Annotated in this window: 25 protein-coding genes; 13 read left to right on the forward strand and 12 right to left on the reverse strand. The window is 62.3% G+C overall.

Annotated features, from left to right (window positions below; translation table 11 throughout):
- Entirely contained in the window at positions 1-1,593 is a 1,593-nt protein-coding gene (locus OXG30_08895) for an acyl-CoA dehydrogenase family protein (protein ID MCY4135014.1), read from the reverse strand.
- Between the two features lie 28 nt (positions 1,594-1,621).
- Positions 1,622-2,092: a Fur family transcriptional regulator gene (locus tag OXG30_08900; GenBank protein MCY4135015.1), complete on the reverse strand. Its 471-nt coding sequence runs from the start codon at positions 2,090-2,092 to the stop codon at positions 1,622-1,624.
- A gap of 317 nt (positions 2,093-2,409) precedes the next feature.
- On the opposite strand from OXG30_08900, the gene OXG30_08905 reads away from it, so the two are divergent.
- Positions 2,410-3,453: a metal ABC transporter substrate-binding protein gene (locus tag OXG30_08905; GenBank protein MCY4135016.1), complete on the forward strand. Its 1,044-nt coding sequence runs from the start codon at positions 2,410-2,412 to the stop codon at positions 3,451-3,453.
- 24 nt (positions 3,454-3,477) lie between these two features.
- Positions 3,478-4,341 (forward strand): metal ABC transporter permease, encoded by an 864-nt coding sequence (locus tag OXG30_08910; GenBank protein MCY4135017.1) that lies wholly within the window; start codon positions 3,478-3,480, stop codon positions 4,339-4,341.
- Here the strand turns inward: OXG30_08910 and OXG30_08915 are convergent.
- Genes OXG30_08915 through OXG30_08925 form a run of 3 tightly spaced genes read right to left on the reverse strand, consistent with a single transcriptional unit; the run spans position 4,338 to position 6,290 of the window.
- A complete protein-coding gene (locus tag OXG30_08915) occupies positions 4,338-4,748 on the reverse strand; it encodes a MaoC/PaaZ C-terminal domain-containing protein (protein MCY4135018.1) in 411 nt (136 codons plus the stop codon). The two genes, OXG30_08910 and OXG30_08915, sit on opposite strands and share 4 nt — an antisense overlap.
- The gene (locus tag OXG30_08920) at positions 4,748-5,203 is read right to left on the reverse strand and encodes a hypothetical protein (protein MCY4135019.1); all 456 of its coding nucleotides are present in this window, start codon (positions 5,201-5,203) and stop codon (positions 4,748-4,750) included. Before OXG30_08920 ends, OXG30_08915 begins: the two co-directional genes overlap by 1 nt.
- A gap of 4 nt (positions 5,204-5,207) precedes the next feature.
- Complete coding sequence (locus tag OXG30_08925; GenBank protein ID MCY4135020.1) at positions 5,208-6,290, reverse strand: LLM class flavin-dependent oxidoreductase; 1,083 nt, start codon at positions 6,288-6,290, stop codon at positions 5,208-5,210.
- A 112-nt stretch (positions 6,291-6,402) separates the two neighbouring features.
- Here OXG30_08925 and OXG30_08930 point away from each other — a divergent pair, with 112 nt between their 5' ends.
- Together OXG30_08930 and OXG30_08935 are read left to right on the forward strand one after the other, a co-directional pair.
- A complete protein-coding gene (locus OXG30_08930) occupies positions 6,403-7,170 on the forward strand; it encodes an enoyl-CoA hydratase family protein (GenBank protein ID MCY4135021.1) in 768 nt (255 codons plus the stop codon).
- Positions 7,170-8,672, forward strand: coding sequence for a GMC family oxidoreductase N-terminal domain-containing protein (locus tag OXG30_08935; GenBank protein MCY4135022.1), 1,503 nt, complete (start codon positions 7,170-7,172; stop codon positions 8,670-8,672). Before OXG30_08930 ends, OXG30_08935 begins: the two co-directional genes overlap by 1 nt.
- Before the next feature lie 10 nt (positions 8,673-8,682).
- Here the strand turns inward: OXG30_08935 and ald are convergent, their stop codons facing one another.
- Positions 8,683-9,816 (reverse strand): alanine dehydrogenase, encoded by a 1,134-nt coding sequence (ald, locus tag OXG30_08940; protein ID MCY4135023.1) that lies wholly within the window; start codon positions 9,814-9,816, stop codon positions 8,683-8,685.
- A gap of 185 nt (positions 9,817-10,001) precedes the next feature.
- On the opposite strand from ald, the gene OXG30_08945 reads away from it, so the two are divergent.
- Genes OXG30_08945 through OXG30_08960 form a run of 4 tightly spaced genes read left to right on the forward strand, consistent with a single transcriptional unit; the run spans position 10,002 to position 12,044 of the window.
- Positions 10,002-10,463: an Lrp/AsnC family transcriptional regulator gene (locus tag OXG30_08945; protein MCY4135024.1), complete on the forward strand. Its 462-nt coding sequence runs from the start codon at positions 10,002-10,004 to the stop codon at positions 10,461-10,463.
- Positions 10,464-10,472: 9 nt separating this feature from the next.
- On the forward strand, positions 10,473-11,456 hold the full coding sequence (locus tag OXG30_08950) for a hypothetical protein (GenBank protein ID MCY4135025.1): 984 nt from the start codon (positions 10,473-10,475) through the stop codon (positions 11,454-11,456).
- A 39-nt stretch (positions 11,457-11,495) separates the two neighbouring features.
- Positions 11,496-11,789 (forward strand): hypothetical protein, encoded by a 294-nt coding sequence (locus OXG30_08955; protein ID MCY4135026.1) that lies wholly within the window; start codon positions 11,496-11,498, stop codon positions 11,787-11,789.
- 21 nt (positions 11,790-11,810) lie between these two features.
- Positions 11,811-12,044: a hypothetical protein gene (locus OXG30_08960; protein ID MCY4135027.1), complete on the forward strand. Its 234-nt coding sequence runs from the start codon at positions 11,811-11,813 to the stop codon at positions 12,042-12,044.
- A 3-nt stretch (positions 12,045-12,047) separates the two neighbouring features.
- Here the strand turns inward: OXG30_08960 and OXG30_08965 are convergent, their stop codons facing one another.
- Both OXG30_08965 and OXG30_08970 read right to left on the reverse strand, forming a co-directional pair.
- Positions 12,048-13,364 carry an MFS transporter gene (locus OXG30_08965; protein MCY4135028.1) on the reverse strand — a complete coding sequence of 439 codons (1,317 nt, stop codon included), beginning with the start codon at positions 13,362-13,364 and terminating at the stop codon, positions 12,048-12,050.
- 56 nt (positions 13,365-13,420) lie between these two features.
- Complete coding sequence (locus OXG30_08970) at positions 13,421-13,741, reverse strand: hypothetical protein (protein MCY4135029.1); 321 nt, start codon at positions 13,739-13,741, stop codon at positions 13,421-13,423.
- A 333-nt stretch (positions 13,742-14,074) separates the two neighbouring features.
- Between OXG30_08970 and OXG30_08975 the strand changes: the two genes are divergently transcribed.
- Positions 14,075-15,301, forward strand: a complete 1,227-nt coding sequence (locus OXG30_08975) for a DUF222 domain-containing protein (GenBank protein MCY4135030.1) — start codon at positions 14,075-14,077, stop codon at positions 15,299-15,301.
- Between the two features lie 56 nt (positions 15,302-15,357).
- Positions 15,358-16,716 carry a phosphotransferase family protein gene (locus OXG30_08980; GenBank protein MCY4135031.1) on the forward strand — a complete coding sequence of 453 codons (1,359 nt, stop codon included), beginning with the start codon at positions 15,358-15,360 and terminating at the stop codon, positions 16,714-16,716.
- Here OXG30_08980 and OXG30_08985 read toward each other — a convergent pair.
- From OXG30_08985 to OXG30_08995, 3 genes are read right to left on the reverse strand one after another with little or no spacing between them, the layout of a single operon-like run.
- Entirely contained in the window at positions 16,713-17,510 is a 798-nt protein-coding gene (locus OXG30_08985) for an SDR family oxidoreductase (protein ID MCY4135032.1), read from the reverse strand. The two genes, OXG30_08980 and OXG30_08985, sit on opposite strands and share 4 nt — an antisense overlap.
- The gene (locus OXG30_08990; protein MCY4135033.1) at positions 17,507-18,253 is read right to left on the reverse strand and encodes an SDR family NAD(P)-dependent oxidoreductase; all 747 of its coding nucleotides are present in this window, start codon (positions 18,251-18,253) and stop codon (positions 17,507-17,509) included. The genes OXG30_08985 and OXG30_08990 overlap by 4 nt, the downstream gene beginning before the upstream one ends.
- A 19-nt stretch (positions 18,254-18,272) precedes the next feature.
- Positions 18,273-19,124: an SMP-30/gluconolactonase/LRE family protein gene (locus OXG30_08995; GenBank protein ID MCY4135034.1), complete on the reverse strand. Its 852-nt coding sequence runs from the start codon at positions 19,122-19,124 to the stop codon at positions 18,273-18,275.
- Positions 19,125-19,144: 20 nt separating this feature from the next.
- Between OXG30_08995 and OXG30_09000 the strand changes: the two genes are divergently transcribed.
- Complete coding sequence (locus tag OXG30_09000; GenBank protein MCY4135035.1) at positions 19,145-20,326, forward strand: cytochrome P450; 1,182 nt, start codon at positions 19,145-19,147, stop codon at positions 20,324-20,326.
- A gap of 37 nt (positions 20,327-20,363) precedes the next feature.
- Positions 20,364-21,251 carry an oxygenase MpaB family protein gene (locus tag OXG30_09005; GenBank protein ID MCY4135036.1) on the forward strand — a complete coding sequence of 296 codons (888 nt, stop codon included), beginning with the start codon at positions 20,364-20,366 and terminating at the stop codon, positions 21,249-21,251.
- Positions 21,252-21,282: 31 nt separating this feature from the next.
- On the opposite strand, the gene OXG30_09010 is transcribed toward OXG30_09005, so the two are convergent.
- Positions 21,283-22,473 (reverse strand): amidohydrolase family protein, encoded by a 1,191-nt coding sequence (locus OXG30_09010; GenBank protein ID MCY4135037.1) that lies wholly within the window; start codon positions 22,471-22,473, stop codon positions 21,283-21,285.
- Between the two features lie 82 nt (positions 22,474-22,555).
- Here OXG30_09010 and OXG30_09015 point away from each other — a divergent pair, with 82 nt between their 5' ends.
- Complete coding sequence (locus OXG30_09015; protein ID MCY4135038.1) at positions 22,556-23,353, forward strand: glucose 1-dehydrogenase; 798 nt, start codon at positions 22,556-22,558, stop codon at positions 23,351-23,353.
- Position 23,354: the final 1 nt, after the last annotated feature.

Genomic DNA, 23,354 nt, shown 5'->3' on the forward strand with positions numbered 1-23,354 from the left:
CTAGTGGTCCGTCTGCGAAGCAGTCAGCCTAGCCAAGCGCTCTGAATGTTCGGCGGTGGTTCCGCCTCGGGATTGGGCAGACCATGCTCGAAGGGCGAAGGGCGCGAGGAAGTGGTCTTCGTAGTACCCGTCGGCTCCGTGCAGTTGGTGAGCCCCCTCTATGACGTCCAAAAGGGCTTCGTTCCCGGTTACTTTGGCTGCGGATACCAGATAGTCGCGGGCAACACCGGTAGGGGAGTGCGCGGCCTCGGCGACGGTGAGCTCCATCGCCTCGACTGCGATGGCCATGTCCACGAAGCGATGGCGGGCGGCCTGGAAGTCTTGCACTTGTCGGCCGTACAGCGGGCGGTGCAGAGCGTGCCGAGCGGTTCGGGCCAAGAGCTGGCGTGCATCAGCGGCCATTTCGACGCAGGCTGCGAGAACAGGATCGTCGGCGACATTTGGCAGGGGAAGGGACACGGACAGATCGCTGTCCAACAGGGCAGTGGCGATCATGTCCCGATGGGTCTCGTTGGCACCGACCGAGATGGAGGGATGGATGGCCTCGAGTGCGTCATAGGTGTACGTGGGCCCTTGGTCGAACATGGCGGTCCAGTCGGTTTCTCCTGGTACCGCCCAAGTCCGGGCCGTTCGGGCAATGTCCTGGAGAAGCTCGGTGGAGGCCACCTTCACTACCGAGGCCTGGTAGCCCACTGCTTGGCCTGTCTCCTCGAGGTCGATCAGCCGCTGGCAAAAGGCTCGGACTCGAGCCGCCGCGGTGTGCAGACGGGATCGTTCCCACGAGGGAATCGCGGCGGGCAGGCGTTGCAACCACAGCTCGGCCCACCCGTAGTGGGCCAGAGATCCTCGCTCGGCGACCACGGCGGCCATTACCTGCGACCACCCTTGGCCGACCTCGCCCAATACGCTGTCGTCGCCCAGTCGAACCTGGCCGAGGTTTATGTCACAGAGAGTCCAACGATTGATGGTTGGCCTGCGTCTCACCTCCACTCCGGGAGCATCTAGGGGAACGAGGAACATGGTCATCGCGGAACGGGCGTTTTCCTCAGGGTCGGTCACCGCCAAGACCACGGCCAAGTCTGCCTTGTGCGCGCCCGTAATGTGCGACTTGGTTCCCGACAGATCCCAACCGTTAGAGCTGCGAACCCCAGTCGTGGTGATGGCTGCCAGGCTGTTGCCCGCGCCGGCCTCGCTGTACGCGATTGCGCCAAGCATTTCGCCAGAGACCATCGGGGCTAGCCACCGGGACTTCTGGGCAGGAGTTCCGAATTGAGAGAGCACATAGCCGCACAGGGTCACTCCGGTGTCGATGGAAGGCGCACCGTGGTAGGCAGCCTCCAGGTCGTATACGTGCTTCCATGCTCGAGAGCAGCCGCGGCCCCCATCGGCTTCGGGCAATGAGACAGCCAAAAAGCCCCGACGAGCTGCCTCCCTTTGGTGTCGCTGTTCGAATTCCAGGTCGAGACCGGTCAGATCGGTGGGGTCGACATGGCCAAACACCTTCTTGGGCGCCATCTCCGCAGCCAAGAAATCCCGGATCTCTTCTCGCCATGAGAGCAAATCTGGGCTCAATCGGAGTGCTGTCAGCCGCATTGTCCAGTGCGGATTCTATGGGACCGCGTCAGCAGTCGGCGCAATGTCCGTGGAGGTCGAGACTGTGGGTGGCAGGGGTGAATCCGGTTCGGACTGATATCTCATTCAAACTCTTGTCCACCAGGCGTTCGATTTCACTGTCGAATTGAACGTCTTCAATGCTGCCACAGATCAGGCATATGAGGTGGTGGTGGTGACCGAGTAACGGTTCCGCCAACTCGAAGTAGGTGTGATCGCCCCCCACGTTGATTCGTCGGATGACACCGCAGCGAACCAAAACGTCCAAATTGCGATAGGCAGAACTCTGAGCCAACTTCGGATCTGCCTCCACGATGTCAGGCAGAATCATCGGTTGGCCGGAGAGGGCTAGGACCTCCACCAATTTCCGTCGGCCGCTGGTGTACCGGTGGCCTTGTTGGGCCAGCCTGCTGCCGATCTGAGCGTGCAACTCGGAGAGGAACTCCCTGTCTTCCGCGCTCTGTCGTAGCTGCTCAGTCATTCCTGTTCTTCATCTTAGGGGCTTATATCGGATGTACACCGCTCACGGCGGGCGCACCGTCGTTTCCAGGAGTACCGACAGCAATCGCACACCAGCAGGGGGACAACAAAAACCACTCCCATGATCGCAAAGAGCTGGCCGATGATGTACAGCGCATGGACTATTGCCGTCATGGTCTTCCCTTCTTGCCCGAACATCTCTCCGGAAAGTAAGCGTTGTCTGTTTGCTATCGACGCAGGTCGCAGAATACGTTTGCAGGAATGAGACTCATTATCAATTTAAGGCGAGTGATATTTGGTGCAGGGTGCTTGCTGGCTGTGTTGGCGCTGATCGCTGCCGGTTGCGGGAACGACGATGATGCTGGCGGAACCGGAGTACCGACAGTCTTAGCCACGACGTCGATATGGGCTGATGTAACGGCCAACGTGGCCTGCGATGGACTGGCCGAAGTGTCCACCATCATTCCCCCTGGTGGCGACCCTCATGCCTTTCAGCCCTCGTTGAGTGATCGCGAGAACATGGAAGACGCCGCGTTGATAGTGGCAAACGGCTTGTTCCTGGAGGAGGGCCTAGAGGACACCATTGATGCGGTCGAAGATGCGGGCACACCAGTGTTTCGCGTGGCTGACCATGTCTCGGTAATCGAATTCGGCTCGGCGATGGGCCACGATGAGCACGACGAGGACGAGCACGAAGACGACCACGACGATCACGAGGGCCACGACCACGACGAGGACGAGCACGAAGACGACCACGACGAAGACGAGGGCCACGACCACGACGAAGACGAGCACGCCGAAGACGACGGCCACGGCCATGCGCACGCGCACGGAAGCGAAGACCCCCACGTATGGTTCGATCCCATTCGAGTTGCCGAAGCATTGCCCGAGCTCAGCCAAGCTCTGGCCACCCAGGCAGGCCTCGATGCCGTGGCCCTAGACGAGTGCGTTGCGGCGTATCACAGCGAGCTCATTGCTCTGGACGCTGAGGTCGATGCCATCTTGGCCTCGCTGCATCCTGAGGATCGCCTGTTGGTCACCAACCACGATGCCCTCGGTTATTTCGCCGATCGCTACGGGTTCCAGGTGATCGGGACGGTCATTCCCAGCGGCTCCACCCTGGCCGCGGCTAGCCCCGCGGGGCTCCAGGAACTGGTTGAGCTGATCGACGAAACCGGCGTGGCCGCCATCTTCTCGGAGTCGACACACAGTTCCGATGACACTGAAGCCTTGGGCCGAGAGGCCGGTGTGCAGGTGGTTTCCTTGAATACTGGATCGCTGGGTCCCGCGGATAGCAGCTCGGGCACCTACATCGGGTTCATACGTACCAACGTACAAAAGATCGCCGAAGGCCTTGGTTGATGTCCCGCTAGCTAAATTGGACTAGTGGACTTTCTGACCAGTCCGTTCGACTGGTGGATCGAGCCCTTTTACGACAACGTCTTCATGCGGAATGCCCTGTGGTCAGGGCTGCTAGCGGTGTTGGCCACTTCCACGGTGGGAACGTGGGTGGTGCTTCGGGGGATGAGCTTCTTCGGGGAGGCCTTAGGCCATGGGGTGCTGCCCGGAATAGCCATCGCTTTCATCCTCGGGGGCGACACCATGGTGGGCGCGGTCATAGCCGCTCTGATCATGGTTTTAGGCGTCAACCTCATTCGGGCCCATTCGCCGTTGCCCGAAGACAGTTCGATCGGGCTGCTCTATGTGGGTTTCTTGGCCTTGGCGGTGGTAATTCTGTCCAGCAGGTCAGGGGCTTACTCCGGAGACATCACCCGATTTCTCTTCGGTTCCATCACTGGGGTGACCGACAGCGACCTCCTTCGCCAGCTCATTATCGCCGGAATCACCTTGTTGGGCATTCTGGTGCTCCATCGGGCCTTTCTGGTCATGACCTTCGACGAAGTACAGGCCCAGTTGTTGGGGCTTCGGCCCCGAGTGGCCCATGCCGCTTTGCTGGCGCTGTTGGCTATCGCCATTGTGGCGTCATTTCAGGCGGTCGGAAACTTGCTGGTCTTCGCGTTCTTGGTGGCCCCGCCGTCGACCGCGGCCATGTTGGTGCGACGGGTTTCTGCCATCATGATCACCGCGGTCATTCTCGGCTCTATCTCCGTTGTCGTTGGCCTGCTCATCAGCTACCACCACGACACCGCAGCAGGGGCGACCATGGCGCTGGGCACGGTGATCCTGTTCTTGATCACCCTGCTGATCCGATCGCTCTCTGGCGTCTACAACGTGCGGCTTATCACCTAACCCAACAACAGGGTGGCGGTTCCAGCCAGCACCGGATGGGTACCGTCGCGGGCCAGCCAGATGTCGCATGACACCGCGCCGTCATCGCCGACCGAAGTGACCGTTCCGCCGGCTTCCAATCGGTCACCAGCGAATACGTTGTCGAGGAATCGCACCCGAATGTGCTGAATGCGCTCGGCACCACCTGCCCAGTCGCCCAGCATGTTCATCACGTAGCCCAAGTTGTTGGGACCTTGATTAACCGGTTGGTCGCCCATGCCCAGTGCCTTCACGGTGTCGACGTCCCAGTGGATGGGGTTGGAATCGGCCAGCAGGGCGGCCATCGTCTTCATCTTTTCGGCGTCCACCGACTCGATCGCCATCCGGGGCAGCTCGTCGCCCACTGATGGAATTGGCTTCTCGCTCACTAGGGCCTCCTGGGAAAGATGAACGAATTGGACACCACAGACGACACTTCGCCATCGGGGGCAACGACTTCCAGTTGGAACGCCACAATGTCAAAGGTCCCCGTACGGGCACCTTCTTTGCGGACTGCACTGGTGATCTCTCCCCGCACGGTGTAGGTGGCACCGATCTCCAAGGGGCGTAGCTGCTGGATATCGCACTCGCCGAACATCGGGCCATCGTCCGCCGACCCGTAGCAAAGGGTGAACATCTCGTCGATGGAGATGCCCAAACCAGCCATTGCCGCGTAGTAGCAGAACATGGGATGGGCGATGCCATCGGTTCGCTGTTTCGCGCCGAGGACGTCGTTGGTCAGCCAAACCCTCCACGGTTTCACGGCGTAGGTTCCACCGGGGAACTGTCTTCCCACCAGGGATTCCAATTCCTCGATGGTCGGAGTCTGCGTCGCCGAAGTCATTGCTTCACCACCGGCAGGCTTCTGGTATGGCCGGATGGTCGGGAGCGGGGTACTTGCGGTGCAACGGCTGCACCACCTCCTCGCCGAAGCGCTGGATCTGCTCGCGGGTAGCTTCGAAAGACGGCCCGGTGACCATGCGGAACTGCACGGTGAAATACTGCACGCCCAGTTCTTCGTAGTACTGCTCCAACCGTTCCCGGCATTGGGCGGGGGAGCCAACCACGATGTGCTCGCGGGCCGATTCGGTGGTGATCTTCTCGGGAGAGTCGAATTCGGGGTGGTGGGCCAGGATGCCCTGCTCGCAGTAGAAGCGCATTTCAGGCACATAGTGGGTTCCGTACTGCTCGGCGGCCTGTTCGAAGGTGTCGGCCACCCAGGCCTTTCGCATCAGGACGATGAACGGCTCCTTGCCGTGTTCCATGGCTTTGGCCCGGTAGGCGCTGGCCTGCGCTTCCCACGTTTCTTTGAGGATGGGGAAGTCGTCGCAGGTCCAAGACTCGGCGTAAACCCCGCACCGTTCGATGGCCGCGGGAAGCTGGCCGCCGCCCCAGAACGGGAACCGGGGCTGCTGATAAGAATTGGGCGACAGCAGGCCATCGTGTACCTGGTAGAAGTCTCCCTCCCAGCTAAACCGCTCGCCCTTGGATTGCAGCGCCTTGTCGATGATGGCCACATTCTCCAGGTAGCGGCCCAGCATCCGCTCGGAGGGAACCCCGAACTGGCCCCAGTAGCCGGCGTGGAAGCCCCGGCCCCAGGTCATGTACAGCCGGCCCCTGGAGATGTTGTCGATGATGGCGCACTGCTCGGCCACTTCCATGGGGTGATAGAGCGTGTTGACCAGGCAATAGGAGCCGATGGCCACCCGGCTGGTCTCCCGGGCCAAGATCATCAGCAGGTTCAGCGGCGAGCCGAAATACGACTCGGTGCGGCCATGGCGATCGGGCACTTGAATGGAGTGGAACCCGCACTGCTCGGCCAGGATGCCCTCTTCGATCATGGCATCGAGGGCGTTGGCCGCGTTGTCCGGTTCGGGCAGGGGCTGGTCGTAGTGCCCGTGGTTGGTGTCGATCAGATAGCCGATGCGCAAGGTGGACTCGCTTTCTGGGATCGGGAAGTCTGTTGGCGTAGAAGCTAGTAGCCGCCGCTGGGCAGGCGTACGCTGAGCCGCCAGGAAACAGAGTCGGGCAAAGGAGCGCACCGTGGCCATTCACACCGAGATCGACGAGCAGGGCATTGCCGTCGTCACCATGGACAACCCGCCGGTGAACGCCCTCAACATTGCCGACACCTATCGGCTGGCCGAGGTCTTCCGCGGTTACAAGCACGACACCGATGTGAGGGTCGCCATCCTCACCGCCGTGGGCCGGGGGTTCAACGCCGGGGTGGACATCAAAGAGATGCAGGTCATGGAGGGCTTCGAGGGGGTCTTGGGCACCGGCGACGCCTGCTACGAGGCCTTCGGGGCGGTTTACGACTGCGCGGTTCCGGTGATCGCCGCAGTTCAAGACTTCTGCTTGGGCCTGGGTATCGGCCTCGCGGGGAACTGCGACTTGGTAGTAGCCGCCGAAGGCGTCAAGTTCTCCATGCCCGAGGTGGACAACGGCGCCCTGGGAGCAGCTACCCACACCGCCCGGCTGGTTCCCGAGAAGGTGATGCGCTGGATGATGTACAGCTGCGAGCCTGTGGCCGCCGAAGACCTCCAGCGGTGGGGGACCGTTCTCAGCGTGGTCCCGGGCGATCAGCTCATGGAGGAGGCCCGCAGAGCGGCGGGGGTGATCGCGTCCAAGCCGCCCGGAGTGATCCGCAAGGCCAAGTGGTCGATCAATGGGATAGACCCGGTGGACGTCCACCGCAGCTATAGGTTCGAGCAGGGGTTCACCTACGAGTTGAACCTCATGGGCGAAGGCGAAAAGGCCCGGGACGCCTTCGTCCGAGGCGAGCGGGAGTCGAACAAAGCCGCCCAGTAGTGGTTGACACCGTCATCGTAGGGGGAGGTTCGGCGGGATCGGTCTTGGCCGCCCGCTTGTCGGAGGACCCTGCCCGACGAGTGCTGCTTCTAGAAGCCGGACCCGACTACGGAAGCCGCGTGCCCTCCGACCTGGTTGACATCACGGTGTCATCGCATCCTGATCACGACTGGGGGGACGAGGTCCGGCTGCCCGGCGGGAGGACTCAGCCCTATCCCAGAGGGCGTGTGCTGGGTGGCAGTTCGGCAGTCAACGGCGGCATCGCCGTGCGGGCCATGCCCGCAGACTTCGACTCCTGGGGGTTCGCCGAGTGGCGGTGGGAGGCGATGCTGGATTGCTTCAGGCGGCTGGAGACCGACCTTGATGGAGAAGAGCAGTGGCACGGCCGCGATGGTCCTTTGCCCATTTTGCGCACTCCTGAGTCTGAGCTCAACCCGGTTCACACGGTGTTCTACGAGGCGTGCGATGCCGTGGGGCATGGCTTCATCGCCGATCACAATGCACCAAATTCCTACGGGGTTGGGCCTCTGCCCCGCAATCGGCGGGGACTGCAACGGGTATCGGCAGCCGATGCCTACCTGACCCCCGATGTTCGGCGTCGGCCGAATCTCGAGGTACGAGGCAATTGTCTGGCCAGGACGGTGCGATGGAGCGGCAACCGGGCTATTGGACTGGATGCGATACAAAACGGCCGAGAACAGGTGCTAGCGGCCGACGAGGTCGTCTTGGCGGCTGGAGCGATCCAGTCGCCCCTGTTGTTGTGGCGCTCTGGGATCGGCCCGGCCGCGGAATTGGCCGGCCTGGGCACCAGTGTGGTCGCCGACCGCCCGGGAGTGGGGGCCAACTTCTCCGACCATCCCGCGGTCTACCTGTTTGCCCTGCCCAAGCCGGAGATGGTGGCTCCTGGGGATGTGACCATCCAAACCTTGCTGCGGTTCACCAGCACGTCGGGGCCCGCCAACGATCTCCAATTGTTCCCGGTCGGTGTGATCGACTTGTCGGCCAACCCGCGCCGCCGAGACGAGGCAGGGGGCCTGGATTCCGTTTTCGCGCTGAACGCAGCCCTGCAACAAGTTGAGATCCGGGGGTCTGTCCGCCCGGTTTCATCTGATCCAGTCGACCCTCCGGCAATCACCTACCCGTTCTTGGCCCACAAGCCCGATCTGGAACGCCTCGCGGAAGCCTTTGAGCTCGGTTTGGAGTTGTTAATGTCGCCCTCGTACCAGAAGGTGGCCGACGGCCCGCTGTTTCTGCCGGATCGGCTTGCTCGTGATGATCTGCTGGCCCATGTATTCGCCCATCATGTGGCCTTCTACCACGGAGTCGGCACCTGTGCGATGGGTCGGTCCGACGACCCCGCGGCGGTGGTCGGACCCCGCGGCCAGGTATGGGGCACGGAGGGGTTGCGGGTCTGCGATGCCTCGATCATGCCCGAGGTGCCAAGAGCCAACACCAATCTGAACGTCATAGCCATTGCCGAGCGAATGGCTGAGTTGGTCTAGGCGGGATTCATCAAGCCGCGCACTGGCTGAAGCCCAAAACCTGTTCTGGCGGGGTGTGGTCGAGGCCAAGCGACTCGGCAACCGCAGGCTCGGTGACATGGCCCCCGCACACCGACAGGCCAGCCCGGAGCCCGGCATCGGCTCTCATGGCTTCTTTGGGTCCGAGGTCGGCCAGTTTCATCACATAGGGGAGCGTGGCGTTCTCCAGCGCGAATGTCGAGGTTCGGGGAACGGCGCCGGGCATGTTGGCCACGCAGTAGTGGACCACGTCGTAGGCCAAGTAGGTGGGGTTGGCATGGGTTGTGGGTCGGGAAGTCTCGATACAGCCGCCCTGGTCGATGGCGACGTCCACCACCGCTGATCGGGGACGCATCTGCTTGACCATCTCAGTGGTGACGAGGTGAGGGGCTCGAGCGCCTCGCACCAGAACGGCGCCGATCACCAGATCGGCCCCGAGGACCGCCTCTTCGAGGGCGCCTCCGCTGGAGTGCAGGGTGTGCAAAGCCGAGCCATACCGCGAGCTCAGGTCCTCCAATACCGAAACGTCGCGGTCGATCACCGTCACATCGGCGCCCAGCCCGATGGCCATTTGCACTGCGTTGCGGCCAACCACGCCTCCGCCGAGAATGACCACTTTGGCCGGGGCAACGCCGGGCACGCCGCCGAGCAGCACCCCCCGACCCCCTTGCGAGGACTCCAGACAATGGGCTCCGGCCTGTATCGACATACGTCCTGCTACCTGTGACATGGGGGCCAACAGAGGCAGACCACCGTTGGGACCGACTACCGATTCGTAGGCGATGGCCGTGACGCCCTGGTCAATCAACTCAGCAGTCTGCACCCCGTCTGCTGCGAGGTGCAGATAGGTGAACAGGACTTGGTTTTGGTCGAGGCGGGCCCGCTCTTCGGCTTGGGGCTCTTTGACCTTGACGATCAGTTCGGCTTGATCGAATAGCAACGGAGCAGAATCTGCAACGGTCGCCCCGTGGGCGATGTACTCCTCATCGGTGAAGCCCGCCCCGGCACCGCAGCCGCGCTCCACAACAACTTGGTGGCCGCGATTGACAAGCTCGGTCGCACCGCCGGGCGTCAGCGCCACTCGACGCTCTTCGCTCTTGATCTCCTTAGGAACCCCGATCCGCATTGAATGCCTCCGCCGCAGGCCGATTAATACAAGGACATTTTACCCGCGAGAACGAGGAATAATTCTTGAAATTTTGTTACAATTTCGCTAAGAACCGAAGATATTTTTCACGAATATCTCAAAATTCGCCCATTTTATGTCTTACTTTGTTTTGATTCACGAGCCGCTTCCCAGGAGTCAGACCAGTGTCTGAATTGGATTCAATCGATCGAACTATTCTCAACGAACTCCAGATCGATGCTCGCATGTCCAACGCCGAGCTCGCTGAGCGGGTGGGCCTGTCGCCCTCCGCGTGCTACCGGCGGGTCCGCCGCCTCGAGGCTGACGGGGTGATCGCCGGCTACGTGATGATCGTCAACCCTGAAGCCATCAACCGTTCCCTCGATGTGTTCGTCGAGATCTCTTTGGTGAGCCAGAGCGAGGCGAATCTGCGCCAGTTCGAGAAAGAGGTGGTGGAGTGTCCCGAGGTCATGTCCTGCCATTTGATGGCTGGTGACGCCGACTATCTCCTGCATCTCGCGGTGGCCGATCAGCGCGATTTCGAGCGAATCCACAACCAATACCTGTCCCGCTTCAGCGGCGTGGGCCGCCTGCGATCCAGTTTCGCCATCCGTTCTGTGTGGGAGACCACCCGCCACGAGCTTTAGCATCAGGCCATGACGACGGCCACCCAGCACTCCTATGACTCCTACGAAGCCTTGGTGGAGGACTATTTCGAAAAGGGCTGGACCGATGGGTTGCCCATCGTGCCCCCGACTCCGGAAATGGTGGCCATCTTCCTAGAGCGTGCCGGCCTATCCGGAGATGAGGTCCTGGGTACTGTTCCCACCCGAGAGGTCACCTGCACGGCAGAGCAGGCTGCGGCGAACGCCGTCATGGCCGGCTGCCTGCCCGAGTACTTCCCAACGGTGGTGGCCGCGGTTCGCGCCCATCTCCACCCCAAGGGAAACTGCCACTCCACCACCGGCACACTGTCGGGCGCCGCTCAGGCTGTCATCATCAACGGACCCATTCGCAATGAGTTGGGGGTGGTCTCAGGGGCCGGTTGCTTCGGACCGGGCTTTCGGGCCAATGCCACCATCGGACGGGCGCTTCGCCTCGTGATCCGCAACGTGTGCCGTGCCATTCCCGGCTTTTTGGACCGGGCCAGCTATTCCACCCCGGTCCGCTACTCCTTCTGCTTCGGGGAGAACGAGGAGGCCTCCGATTGGGAGCCGCTCCATGTGCAGCGGGGGCTCGACCCTGAGCAGAGCGCCGTGACTGTCCACTCCCTGATGAAGATGGTTGAGGCCACCGACTTCACCAGCCGAACCGCCGAGGGGGTGTGCGACACGCTGGTGAAAGACATCCGGGCCAACGGTGTCGCCGGTGACTCCTGGCTGGGTGAGGACGGCAATCTCGTCATCGTGATGGGCCACGAGCACCATCGGTTCTTCCTCGAAGAGGGATGGTCGAAAGCCGACATCCAGCAGCACTTGTGGCCCCGGCTCATCGCTCCTGCCACCAGCGCCACCGACCGCATGGCCCGCATCGGCAAGCCCGAGGGCATCCTCATCGTGGCCGCCGGGGGAGCAGGCATGGGAGCAAGCTGGCTCCTACTGCCCCACCTCGCCCTCGCCATCACTGAGCCCGTCGTCTAGCCGCCGTCCGGATGCGCGTCAATAAGTTAGGCTAAGGCCATGACAACGCTCATCGGCCTCGACCCCACTTCGGGTCCATTCGACCGTACTGACGATCACGAATTCTCTCCCCGGCCAGCCAGCTTGGACGGGGCGGTGGTCGGTTTGGTGGCCAACGGCCTTGGTGAGGGAGAGATCTTCCTGGATGCCCTTTACGACGAGATGACCAAGCTGAGCGATTTGCAAGCCCCACTCAAGGTGGTCAAGAGCTCGGTCTCAATACCCCCTGACCCGGGTGACTGGAGCAGGCTCACCGAGGAGGCAACTGTCGCGATAACCGGCTTCGGCGGTTGAGGCAGTTGCAGTGCCCGCAGTTTGCGGGACGCAGTGGAGCTGGAATGGGCAGGCGTTCCCAGTGTCGCCATCGTCCATGAGGAGATGAGGGGTTCAGCCCAGGCAATCGCCCGAGTGAGTGGATGCCCAGACTATGAGTTCCTCGCCGCCGATTACCCGTGGACCCCCACCGCCATTTGGTCGAAAGAGGAGTGCCTCGAGTTGGCTGAGATCATGGCCCCCAAGGTCTTGGCCGCATTGACCGGCCAGAGCTAGCCGCTACTCCGCCAAGTCGGAGTCCGCTGAGGAAATAGCAGCAGCACCAATTACACCGACCGCGGCTACTGCCGCGCCCAGCCAAAATGCGCTGGCAAAGGCTGCTCCGGAGACGTTCTCTCCCACAGCCAGCACCAGTACCTGGACGCCAGCGGCAGTGCCCAGGCTGGTGAGCGTTTGGAACATCCCGGTTGCCGCCCCAAGACGGTCCATCGGCACTGCCCCCACGACCGAAACCTGATAGGCCGGCCCGGCCACCCCTAGCCCTCCGCCGGCCAGCGCCAGCCCCAGGATCACCAGCACTACGGTGTCGACCAGCGATCCCGCCGCGAACGACACCATGGCCAAGACCACCAGCGCGCTGCCCAAACAGGAAGTCCATCGCTCTCCCCGGGTAGCAGTCAGCCGGCCGCCCACCGGTGAGCTGAGGCTGAAGAAGACCAGGCGAACTACCAGAAACACCGTGGCGGCAGTCAGAGTGTACCCATAGCGCTCTTGCAAGAGTTGGGGCGCGAGGATGAATCCGCCCATATAGGCTGCATTGGCCGTGGCTGAGGCCACAACCGGCCCGGCATAGTTCCGGCGGCGGAACCACTCAAGCGGGACCATCGGGTGAGCCGTACGTCGTTCGATGGCCACGAATGTCCAGATGGTTGCCGGAACGAGGGCCAACAGCGCCAATGCAACCGGGTGGTCGAAACCCAGGTTGGCGCCCCGGTCCAGAGCTACCATCAACACGACTACCGCGGCCACCAAGCTGAGCGCGCCCGCCACGTCGACCGGCTTGGCTTCGCCGGCACGGGAAGGACGAACAACGAGAATCGCAGCAATCAGGCCTATCGCAGCAATGGGGGTGTAGACGGCGAAGATTGCCCGCCAGCCCAGCGCGTCCACCAACGCGCCGCCGGTCACCAACCCGATGGCCGGTCCTCCAACGGCCGCGAATTGGAACCAGCCCATGGCCCTAGCCCGTTGATTGACCGGGAACGCAGCCATCATGATCGCCATCCCGTTGGGAATCGTCATGGCGCCGCCCAGCCCTACCAACGCCCGGAACCCGATAAAGCTAAGGGGGTCCCAGGCCAGGCCGCACACTCCAGTGGCTGCGGTGAATACGGTCAAACCGAGGATCAGCATCCGCCGGTGCCCCCATAAGTCGCCCAGGGTGCCGAATACCGTTGTCCCCGCGGCGAGACCAAGGAACGGGGCAGAGACCGCCCACGACAACGTTGCGTTGGTGGTACCCAGGCTTTCCGAGATGTCCGACAGAGAGGCGCCGATAATGGTCATGGTGGAGCCGAACACCACCTGCCCGGCCAACAGGGTTACCAGCAGCCTCCAGGCGTAAGCCGCATCATGCGGAGTTGTTGGAGTGCTCAGTCTTTTAGCTCGATCAAGACTTCGTAATAGGGCTTAGTGCCGGTGTTTACTGCGGTTTCGATGCCGCCTTTGGAGATGAACATGGACTGACCGGGAATCACGTCGCCCTCCACGAGGCCTGAGAACTCCCCTGTGGTGTCGGGCTCGAAATCTCCCGCGATCTTGTCGCCGGTAACCTGGACCAGCACGTAATCGTGATCGTGGCGGTGGAGATCAGACCGCTCGCCAGGGTCCAGGCGCATTTCCCAAATCCGCACCCGGTCGTTCTCCATCAGCAGTTTGGTGGCCACGTCTCCGAATTCCCGCTCTTCGCTCATACCGAGAAGCATAGGCACGGAAGACGGCTCAGGCCTTGTTACCGTTCAGGGGTAGTCTGCCAGACTGTGACTAGCCAGCGGGGGGATGAGCGCCCTCGCCTACAACAGCCTCATCCAAGCCTGGCCCGAACTCACCCGCCTCGCCCACAAACCCCCCGACGCCCAAACCGACCTCGGCCTCGCTTGAGAGGAGGCACATGTTGGCGCTCTTACTTCGCATAGCGAGTGATGTGTCAGCCAATTTCAGATATTGACAATATTTAATCGGATTTATTCTAGTTTGTGACGTAATTCGCAGGGATATTGTCATTGGTGAATGGTAAAGTAACATCCATGGAATTCACGCCTGTGGCCAGCCAGAATGACTGCGCCGATGGCCTTAGTGGCTGTGGTTGCGGGGCGCTGGTTTGCGTTGCAGTCGCCGATGTGGCTGCGTTGTCGGAGGACGAGTTGCGGCGAGAGTTGGGGGCGGTTAGCCGGGCGGAGTCGAAGCTGGCCGGGTACAAGGCCCGGATCCTGGCCGAGGTGGCCCGCCGCCATGACACGGCCGGGGCCAAGAAAGTGGCCCGGGAGGTGCTGCGTTCGTCTCCGTCTTCGGCTCACCACGACGTGAAGGCGGCTGAGCGCCTTGCCGGGCTAGGGGAGACTTCCGGGGCTCTGGCCGCAGGAGAAATTCCTGCGGATCATGCCCGGTTGATTGCTCGGGCGTCGTCTGAGGGGCCCATCGACGAGGCTGAGCTGGTGGAGGCCGCCAAGACGCAGACTTACGACGAGGTGGCCCGCACCGTCAAGCGCCAGCAGCACGAGTTGTCGGGCGACGACGGACAGGCGATCCACGATCGGCGAAAGAAGAACCGCACAGGCCGGTGTTTCCAGAACAGGGACACGGGCATGTATGTGATCAACGCCGAGTTCGACCCGGTTACCGGGGCGCATATCGCTGGAGCGCTGGCCGACAAAGAGCGGGAGCTGTGGCGCGTCGAGGATCCCAAAGCGAGGCCAACCCACGTCCAGCGCTGCGCTGATGCACTGGCCGAGCTGATCTTGCACCCCGAAAAGGGCAAGGCCGCGGGTATCGCGCTGGTGCTGGTGGCCGACTATGACGCTTCTCACAAAGAATTGGTGGATGCCCGTCTATCCGACGGCACGCCGCTTCCCGCCAAGGAACTGGTGAAGCTGGCCTGCGAGGCCGATATTTTCCCGGCGGTGTTCAACGCCAGAACCCAGGACCTGTGGCTGGGACGGCGTCGCCGTTGTGCCTCAGACGCCCAGAGAATCGCGCTGATGGTGCGCGACAAAGCCTGTGTGGGCTGCGGGGCCGATGCGAACCGCAGCTTCGCCCACCACATCGAGCACTGGCAGAACGGCGGCGCAACCGACTACCCCAACCTCGTCACAGTGTGCAACGACTGCCACCACGACATCCACGACCGACACCACCAAGTAGAACAGGATTGTCGAACCGGCAAACACAGCGTCGTATCGCCGCCCGAGGCCTTCCCCGACACCGGAACCGACACCTGGCAGCCCAAACAGCTAAACCCCGTGCTCCGAAACTGAGGGTTTGCTGTTTGGGGAAAGCGACCGGGGGGTTAGCGGCGTGCTAAGCCATCGGGATGGCTGAGGAGTTCAAGCACGACCTACCCGACGGGATGACCGACTGGATCGCTGAAGCGGGGGGCGGTCGCATTACCCGGTTGAAACGTCACATCGCCCGGCGTGAAGCGTGGGTGGTTGACGTGACCCGAACCGACGGGTCGGTGGCCGAGTATTTTCTGCGCTTAGACCGAGACGGCGACGGCAGCGGGACGCACTCGGTGAAGAGCGAGGCCAAAGTGCAGACCGCGCTGGTCGAGACTGGCATGAAGGTTCCCGCCATTTGCGCTTGGAGTGAGGATCTTCAGGCTGCGTTGCATGAGCGGATGCCGGGACGGGCCGATTTGGACAACGCCGAACCCGAAGAGCAGGCCGCGGTGCTCGATGACTTCATCCAGCAGTTGGTTCTGCTTCACTCGCTGGATCCCGACTCGCTGGGGCTCGACCACATGCCCGTTCCCACCACGTCGGCCGAGTGCGCGTTGGGCGAGATCGACTTTGTGGAGCAGTTCCTCGGCGGCATGGTGACCGATCCGCTGTACACGTATTCGCTCCAATGGATTCGGAACCATGTTCCCGAGCGCCTCGACCGAGTAAGCCTCTTGCAGGGCGATACCGGCCCGGCCAATTTCATGTTCCGCGAAGGGCAGGTGAGCGCCATCGTCGACTGGGAATGGGCCCACTTCGGAGATCCCATGGAGGACTTTGGCAACATCTGCACCCGGGAGTTCTACTGTCCTTCGACTCCCGACGAGGGTCTCGCTCCGCTGTTTCGCCGGTACGAGGAACTGTCCGGCTTTCCCGTGTACCTCGATTCGGTTCGCTACTACCGGGTACAGCAGTTTGTGCGGTCCATCGTGTCGCTGGCCCGCATTACCGCCACCAACGACCCCCAAATGCCCAATGCCATGAACTGGGCCTACCGCTACATCTGCGAACGGGCTACCTGTGAGGCGCTGGCCGACGCCATGAGCATCGAGTTGGAGCGTCCCGAACTGCCCCAAGTCGAAATGGGCTCCTCTCTGGAAGGCGTGGTCGTCCAAAACCTGCGCGATGAGGTGCTGCCCGCCGTCGACGGAGACTTCCCCCGCCATCGGCTGGAGCACGCCACGCTGCTGGTGGAGTGCCTAGACCGCCAGAAGCAGCTCGGCCCCGATCTTGCCAGCATTGAGTTGGACGAAATCGCCGCGCTGACCGGCCGACGGGCCGACAGCCTCGATGACGGACTGATGGAGCTAGACCGCGCAATCCAGGGATGGGGCACAGAGAAGGAAGCCGAAGTGCTCCGTTATCTGGCTCGGCGGGCGTGGCGGCTGGAGTACCTGTGGAAGCCGGTGGTGGACCTGTTTCCCGACCGCAAGTTCTCAAGAATCGACTAGCGCTGTCGCAGCCCCATCATCTTGATGGCTTCCACCAGATATCCATTGGGGTCGGCTCGCTTGGCCTGGGCGGTTTCCTTCAGGGCCGGAGCAGCAAATCCCTCGAAGTCGTCGGTGCCCAGTTTGGCGATCAGCGCCTTGGCCACATCCACCGGGTCCATGAACGCGTCGGGGGGCTGAAGGAAGGGATCGTCGTTTCCTGGCTTGGGAGTGGAGAACTCGGTAGCGGTAGAGCCGGGGGTGAACAAATGGGCTCGAACGCCGGTTCCAACCAGATCAAAATAGAGACCCTCGGTAAACAGGTTGAGCGCGGCTTTGGCCGCGCCGTAGGCGCCGGTGCGAAATGCCATCGACTGGGTTCCCATTGACGACACGTTGACGATTGCCCCCGAGTCCCGCTCCAGCATGTAGGGCAGCAGGGCCAGGGACAACCGGGCTGAACCGGTGAAGTTCACTGCCATCGTCTCGTCCAGTTCTTCGGGGGTAAGCCGTTTCATCGAACGGCGACGAGGAGCGCCGGCGTTGTTCACCAGTACGTCGATGGGCCCCATTTCGGCCCAGGCTCGCTCGGCAAACGGGGCCACGCTTTCGAGGTCAGCCAGATCCAGCATCCACCAGCAGCCATCTCCGCCAGCATCTCGCACTTGGCCCAACACCTGTTCGAGGCGGTCGCCCCGCCGGGCCGCCAATCCGACAAATGCCCCACACCGCCCCAGCTCTACCGCCAACGCCGCACCAATGCCCGAAGAGGCACCGGTTACCAGCACCCGTTGGCCGGCCGGATACCAGCTCATCCTGCGGTCAACCCGGCGTCGATGCTCAGCACTGCTCCATGAATTCGATGGGCTTCATCAGAGGCCAAATAGGCCACCGCCGAGGCGATGTCATCGGCTTGGGACATGCCCCGCATCCCCATGTATCGCCCCATCAACTCCATGTCGGGCTCACTGGGGAAGCCGAAGGATGTGGCCAGATTGGTTTCCACTCCACCCGGGGCGATGGCGTTAATCCGTACGCCTGCCTTCATGGTCTCCATGGCCATGGCCTTGGTGATCTGAATCACGGCCCCCTTGCTGGCGCAGTAGGGCACGGTGTAGGCCTGCCCGATCAGTCCGGCGTTGGAGGCCATGTTCACAATGCAGCCCTCCGATAACTCCAAGTGGGGGAGCGCGGCCTGCGACATCCAGAACACGCCTTCAACGTTCACACCGAAAATCAGGTCCCACACTTCTTGGTCGACTTCGCCCACCCGATGGCCCCGGGCCACTCCGGCGATGTTGCACAGCACATCGAGGCGACCATGGTCGTCCATGACCGAGGTAACCAGCTCATGGCAAGCGTCCCGGGAGCGCACATCGGACACAACCGAGTGGAACACCGCCCCCTCGCCAACCATCGCCGCGGTCTTCTCCAGTCCGGCAGCGCTGACATCGCTGCCTACCACGACGGCCCCTTCGTCGGCCAGACGTACCGAGGTGGCCTGCCCGATACCCGACCCAGCTCCGGTGACCACGGCCACCTTCCCAGAAAACCTCATCCTGCCGCTCCTTGACTGCCTAGGGAAGCCCGACGCCGGGAATCTCCACTGGCACGAATTCAATTCGCCCCTGCCCGAGGCCTTGCACCTCATCGGGATGTGAGCCCGGCGCTGTGACCAGGAAGAGCGTACGGCGATCGTCGCCTCCCAGCATCACTGCAAAGCAGTTGAGCTCCGTTTCGACACGGTGGGTGATCTCGCCTCCCTCAACCACCCGCAGCGCGGCCCGGCCGATCGCATCGGCATACCAGATGCCCCCTTCAGCGTCGAAGCAGCATCCGTCAGGGATGGTGCCGGGCACCGCGGCCCACAGCCGAGGGTTCTTGAGGTGGCCCTCAGGCCCGAGATCGAAGGCAGTGAACTGGCTGGCAAAGCTCTCACCAACGATGTAGGTGGCACCGTCAGGGGTAATCACCGCGCCGTTGGGGAATGCCAAGTCGCTGGCCGCAGCCTCGACCGTTCCATCGGGCTGCACCAGTCCGAGAGTGGCTGGAGCGAATTCCTCACCGCTGTGCAAGTCGAACCCGAAGTTGCCCACATAAGCCCGGCCTTTGGCGTCAACTGTCATGTCGTTGCAAAGCGAGGTGGCTATCTCGGAAAGGTCGGCGTGCTCGTGCAGCGCTACGCCGTCATAGCGCATGACTCGTTGGTCTCGCATCGAAACGACCAGCAGATCGCCATTGGGCATCCAGCCCAACCCCGACGGTTGGCCGGGCACCTCGACAATCACCTCAACGGTGCCGTCCAACGAAGTGGCATTCACGGTGTACTGATAGAAGTCCGAATACCAAAGTCGGCCGTCATGCCAGCGGGGTCCCTCGCCGAAATCGATTCCTCCTACGAAGGTCTCAGGGCTGGGAAGTATCTCCATGCCGGGGGACAATAGCGACTGTGGACGAACTCCCTGTTGTAGACCTGACCGATTCGGCCTTTTGGTCCGACCCATACCCAGTGCTCGCTGAGGCACTCGGCCAGCATCCCCTGGGTCGGGGGGTCGACGGCGGCCTCATCGCCTTGAGCTTTGACGCCGCAGAGTCGGTGCTCCGAGATCCCCGGTTCTTGACCACCGACCTCCTGGCCCCTCGAGGCATCACTGAGGGTCTCATTGCCGAATGGTGGGGTCAGGTCATGTTCTCGGCCAACCCACCAGTCCACACCCGGTTGCGCCGCCTGGTCAGTCGGGCGTTTACCCCTCGAGCAGTCGAATCGCTGCGCCCCCGCGTGGTTGAGATAACCGAGGAGTTGCTGGACGACTTCCACGGTGACACCGTGGATCTGGTGGCCGGGTTTGCCCATGACCTGCCCATAAGGGTGATGGGGGCCATGCTGGAGGTTCCTGCTGGTGACCACCGTCATTTTGCGACCTGGACCGCAGATCTTGGACTCGTCTTTTCCTCAGTGCACACACCCGAATTGCTCAATCGACTGGAATCGGCCATCACCGGGCTCAATGGCTATGTGGCCGAACTCATTGCTGACCGGCGGCGGCATCCCGGTGATGACCTACTCAGCAAATTGATCGCCGCTGAAGCCGACGGAGATGTCCTCACCGAACCCGAATTGATCGCCATGGTGGAGAACTTGCTCTTTGCCGGACACGACACCACCCGCTCAATGCTGATGATCGGCGCGGCGCTGCTGCTGTCTCATCCAGACCAGCGGGCATTGCTGAGCGGCGATCCTGGTTTGGCCGCCCAAGCCGTCGATGAGATCCTCCGCTTCGAAGCCCCGGTTCTGGGTTCAGGGAGAGACGCCGCCGAGCCCTTGGATCTGTTCGGTGTGCCGGTGGATACCGGGGAAACGGTCACGACAATGTCCCTGGCCGCTAACCGCGACTCGGCCGCCTTTGATGATCCCAACCGATTCAACATCCGCCGCCCGGGAGGCAAGCTGATGAGCTTCGGCCAGGGAATCCACTACTGCCTCGGAGCGGCCCTGGCCCGTCTAGAGGGTCAAGTGGCCTTCCCCATGCTCTTGGAACGCTTTCCCCGCATGGAGCTGGCCGCGGAACCCGCTTGGGTGCCCTATGCCTCCATCCGCCGATTCGAAGAACTGCTGGTGACGACCTCCTGACCAGGTTCCACTCCGCCGAAGATAGGGTGATCGAGCCATGCTTCACTGGGCCAAGACTCGGATGATCAACTCGGTGAGCGGCATGTTCGCCCACGCGGAGATGCCGTTGAAGCACACCGGAGACTTTCCGGGAGATCCAGGATTGTGTGGTCCTGATTCGATCAGCTGGCGGGTGATCGGCGATGTGAGTGTGTTCATTGGTGGAATCCGGGCACTGCTGATCCAAGCGGCCCATCCGGAAGTGGTCGCCGGGGTGGACGAGCACAGCCGTTATCGAGATGATCCCCTCGGCCGGCTCAGCCGGACATCCTTCTATGTCACCTCGGCCACATTCGGCGCAATGCCCGAAGTGAAGGAGGCCGTGGACCTGGTCAATTCCGCCCATCAAGGAGTAAGCGGCACCTCCCACCGCGGCCAGGCGTATAGCGCCTCAACACCAGATCTGGCGGCGTGGGTCCACAACTCACTGACTGATTCCTTTCTGGAGGCTTATCAGCGCTTCGGCGGGCGCCTGAGCCCTGCCCACGCTGACCAATTTGTGGTTGAGCAATCCAGGGTGGGGGAGATGCTGGGCGCCTCGCCTCTGCCCACAACCGCCGGCGAACTGCGGGAGTGGATAACCGGGCATCCTGCGTTGGCACCGAGCCCGGGGATGCGAGCTGCCGTTAGGTTCCTTCAGAACCCTCCGATTCCTGCGGCCCAGAAAGCGGGGTACCAAATCCTGATGAACGGGGCCATCACCACGATCCCCCGAGAGATCACGTCGGTCCTAGGGCTGACCCCGATGTCGGGCGCCAAAGTCAGCAGCACGGGGATGGTTTTGGGTCTGCGGCGCATCATGAAGAACAGCCCTGCCTGGCAGGCCGCCCTTGAACGGTGCGGCGTGTCCTACGACCCGCGGCTGTTTCGCGACCGGCGGAGTTAGCCAGGACCCTGCCAGTCCCCGACTGGCGGAATTAGCTCGCCAACAGACCGGCCAGATTGTCTCGCATGATGAGCCGAGTTTCGGCGGGGGAGAGGCTCGATAGGCCCTCCACGAATTCCAATGGCTCGGCCAGGCCCTCGGCGTGGGGCCAATCGGAGCCGAACAACACCTGGGAAACTCCGATCGACCGGGCCAGATCGGCCACCGGCTCCTCATGATGGGGGGATACGAACACGTGGCGGCGGAACACGTCGCTGGGTTTTTCGTTCAGCGGTCCTCTAAACCACGGACCATTGCGGCCCATTCGGTTCATCTTGTTCATGGCTGCCATCAGGTAATCCACCCAGAGGCTGCCATTCTCCACGCTCATGACCCGGACGTTGGGAAAGGCTTCGAACAGGTTGGCGTAGATCAGCGCAGCCACTGTCTCCATGATCGGGCGGTCGCCGTAAAAGCAGGTCCACTGCAAGGCCGACTGCCGGTGCGACGGCGGATTGGGCTCTTCGCCCCAGTGCACCGACATCGACTGGTTGTAACCCGACTCGCCGATGTGGAAACCGACCACCGCGCGAGCTTCGTTGACCCGGGCCCAGAAGGGATCGAAGACCGGGTCGGCGATATTGCGGCCGGCCGCGGGCCCCGGACGAACCGACACCACCCGAGCTCCCCGCCCCAGCGCCCATTCCAGCTCGTCCACGGCCCGGTCGGGATCGACCAGCGACAACAGGGGAGGGGCATGGATGCGACCATCCCGGTTGAGGCCCCATTCGTCGTCCAACCAGCGGTTGAATGCGGACAGGTTGGCGTAGAGCAGATCGGGATCGTCAACCATGTAGTGCTCCACACACACCGCCAGTGTGGGGAACAGCACAGCGGCTTCGATTCCTTGGGCGTCGAGCACCTCGACTCGGGCTGATCGCATGACGTATTCGGGCCGGTGGGGTTCTGAAACCCGAGTGCCCCTGATGTTCCCCCCGTCGTCGCCCCGCTTCATGGCCTTCAACATGTCCCGCAGCATTCCCGGTCGAGGTGCCGTGTCGTAGTTCCGGTGCTCCAAGAAAGTGAACCGCCGGTCGCCGATGTATACCTCTTCGGTGCCGTCGGGCTCGGTAACCGGCCGCACTGCCTGATCGGCGAATGCGGGGTCGATGTAGCGGGTAAAGGCGTCTCGGGGCTCGTAGTAGTGATTGTCGGCGTCGTACGCCCGATATCCCAGATCCATATGCACAGGTTAGGGCCGCATCCACAGGACGGGTAGTGTGACCCCCGCAAGTACCGCCTGATCGAAGAAGGAGAGCCGAAAGATGGGACGGCTGGATGGCAAGGTAGCGATCATCACTGGAGCAGCTCGAGGGCAGGGTGAGGCTGAGGCCCGGCTGTTCGCCTCCGAAGGGGCCAAAGTGGTGCTGGGGGACGTCCTCGACGACGACGGTGAACAGGTAGCCGCCAGCATTGGCGAACACGCTCGCTATGTACACCTTGACGTGTCCCAAGAGGCCGATTGGGCCGCGGCGGTTGAGGTGGCCACGGGGATGGGGTCGCTGACTGCCCTCGTCAACAACGCCGCCATTATTAGGCCGGCAGCCATTGAAGAGACCTCTTTAGACGACTACATGGAGGTCATAAACGTCAACCAGGTAGGCACATTCTTGGGGATGAAGGCCGTTTTCGAATCTATGAAGATGGCCGGTGGGGGTTCCATTGTGAACATCAGCTCGATTGACGGCCAACAGTCCAAGAACGGACTCATCAGCTATTCCGCTTCCAAATTCGCCATCCGGGGCATGACCAAGACCGCGGCCATTGAGTGGGGCCGGTTCGACATCAGGGTGAACTCCATTCATCCTGGCGGGGTGAACACGCCTATGGGCAATCCGAATAATGATCCCCGGGCCGAGAAAGAGCCCTACATATTCCACCCCATTGCCCGTGTGGGTGAGCCGATTGAAATCGCCTATGCTGCCCTCTTCTTGGCCAGCGACGAAGCCTCGTACATCACCGGTTCAGAGGTCAACGTCGACGGCGGCTGGAGAGCTGGACTGATCACCCCTGGTCTTCCCGGCACCGATTTCGTGGTCGAGTACGGCTACGACACTGACTGAC

This window comes from bacterium, from assembly GCA_026708015.1.
Classification (GTDB): domain Bacteria; phylum Actinomycetota; class Acidimicrobiia; order Acidimicrobiales; family Bin134; genus Poriferisocius.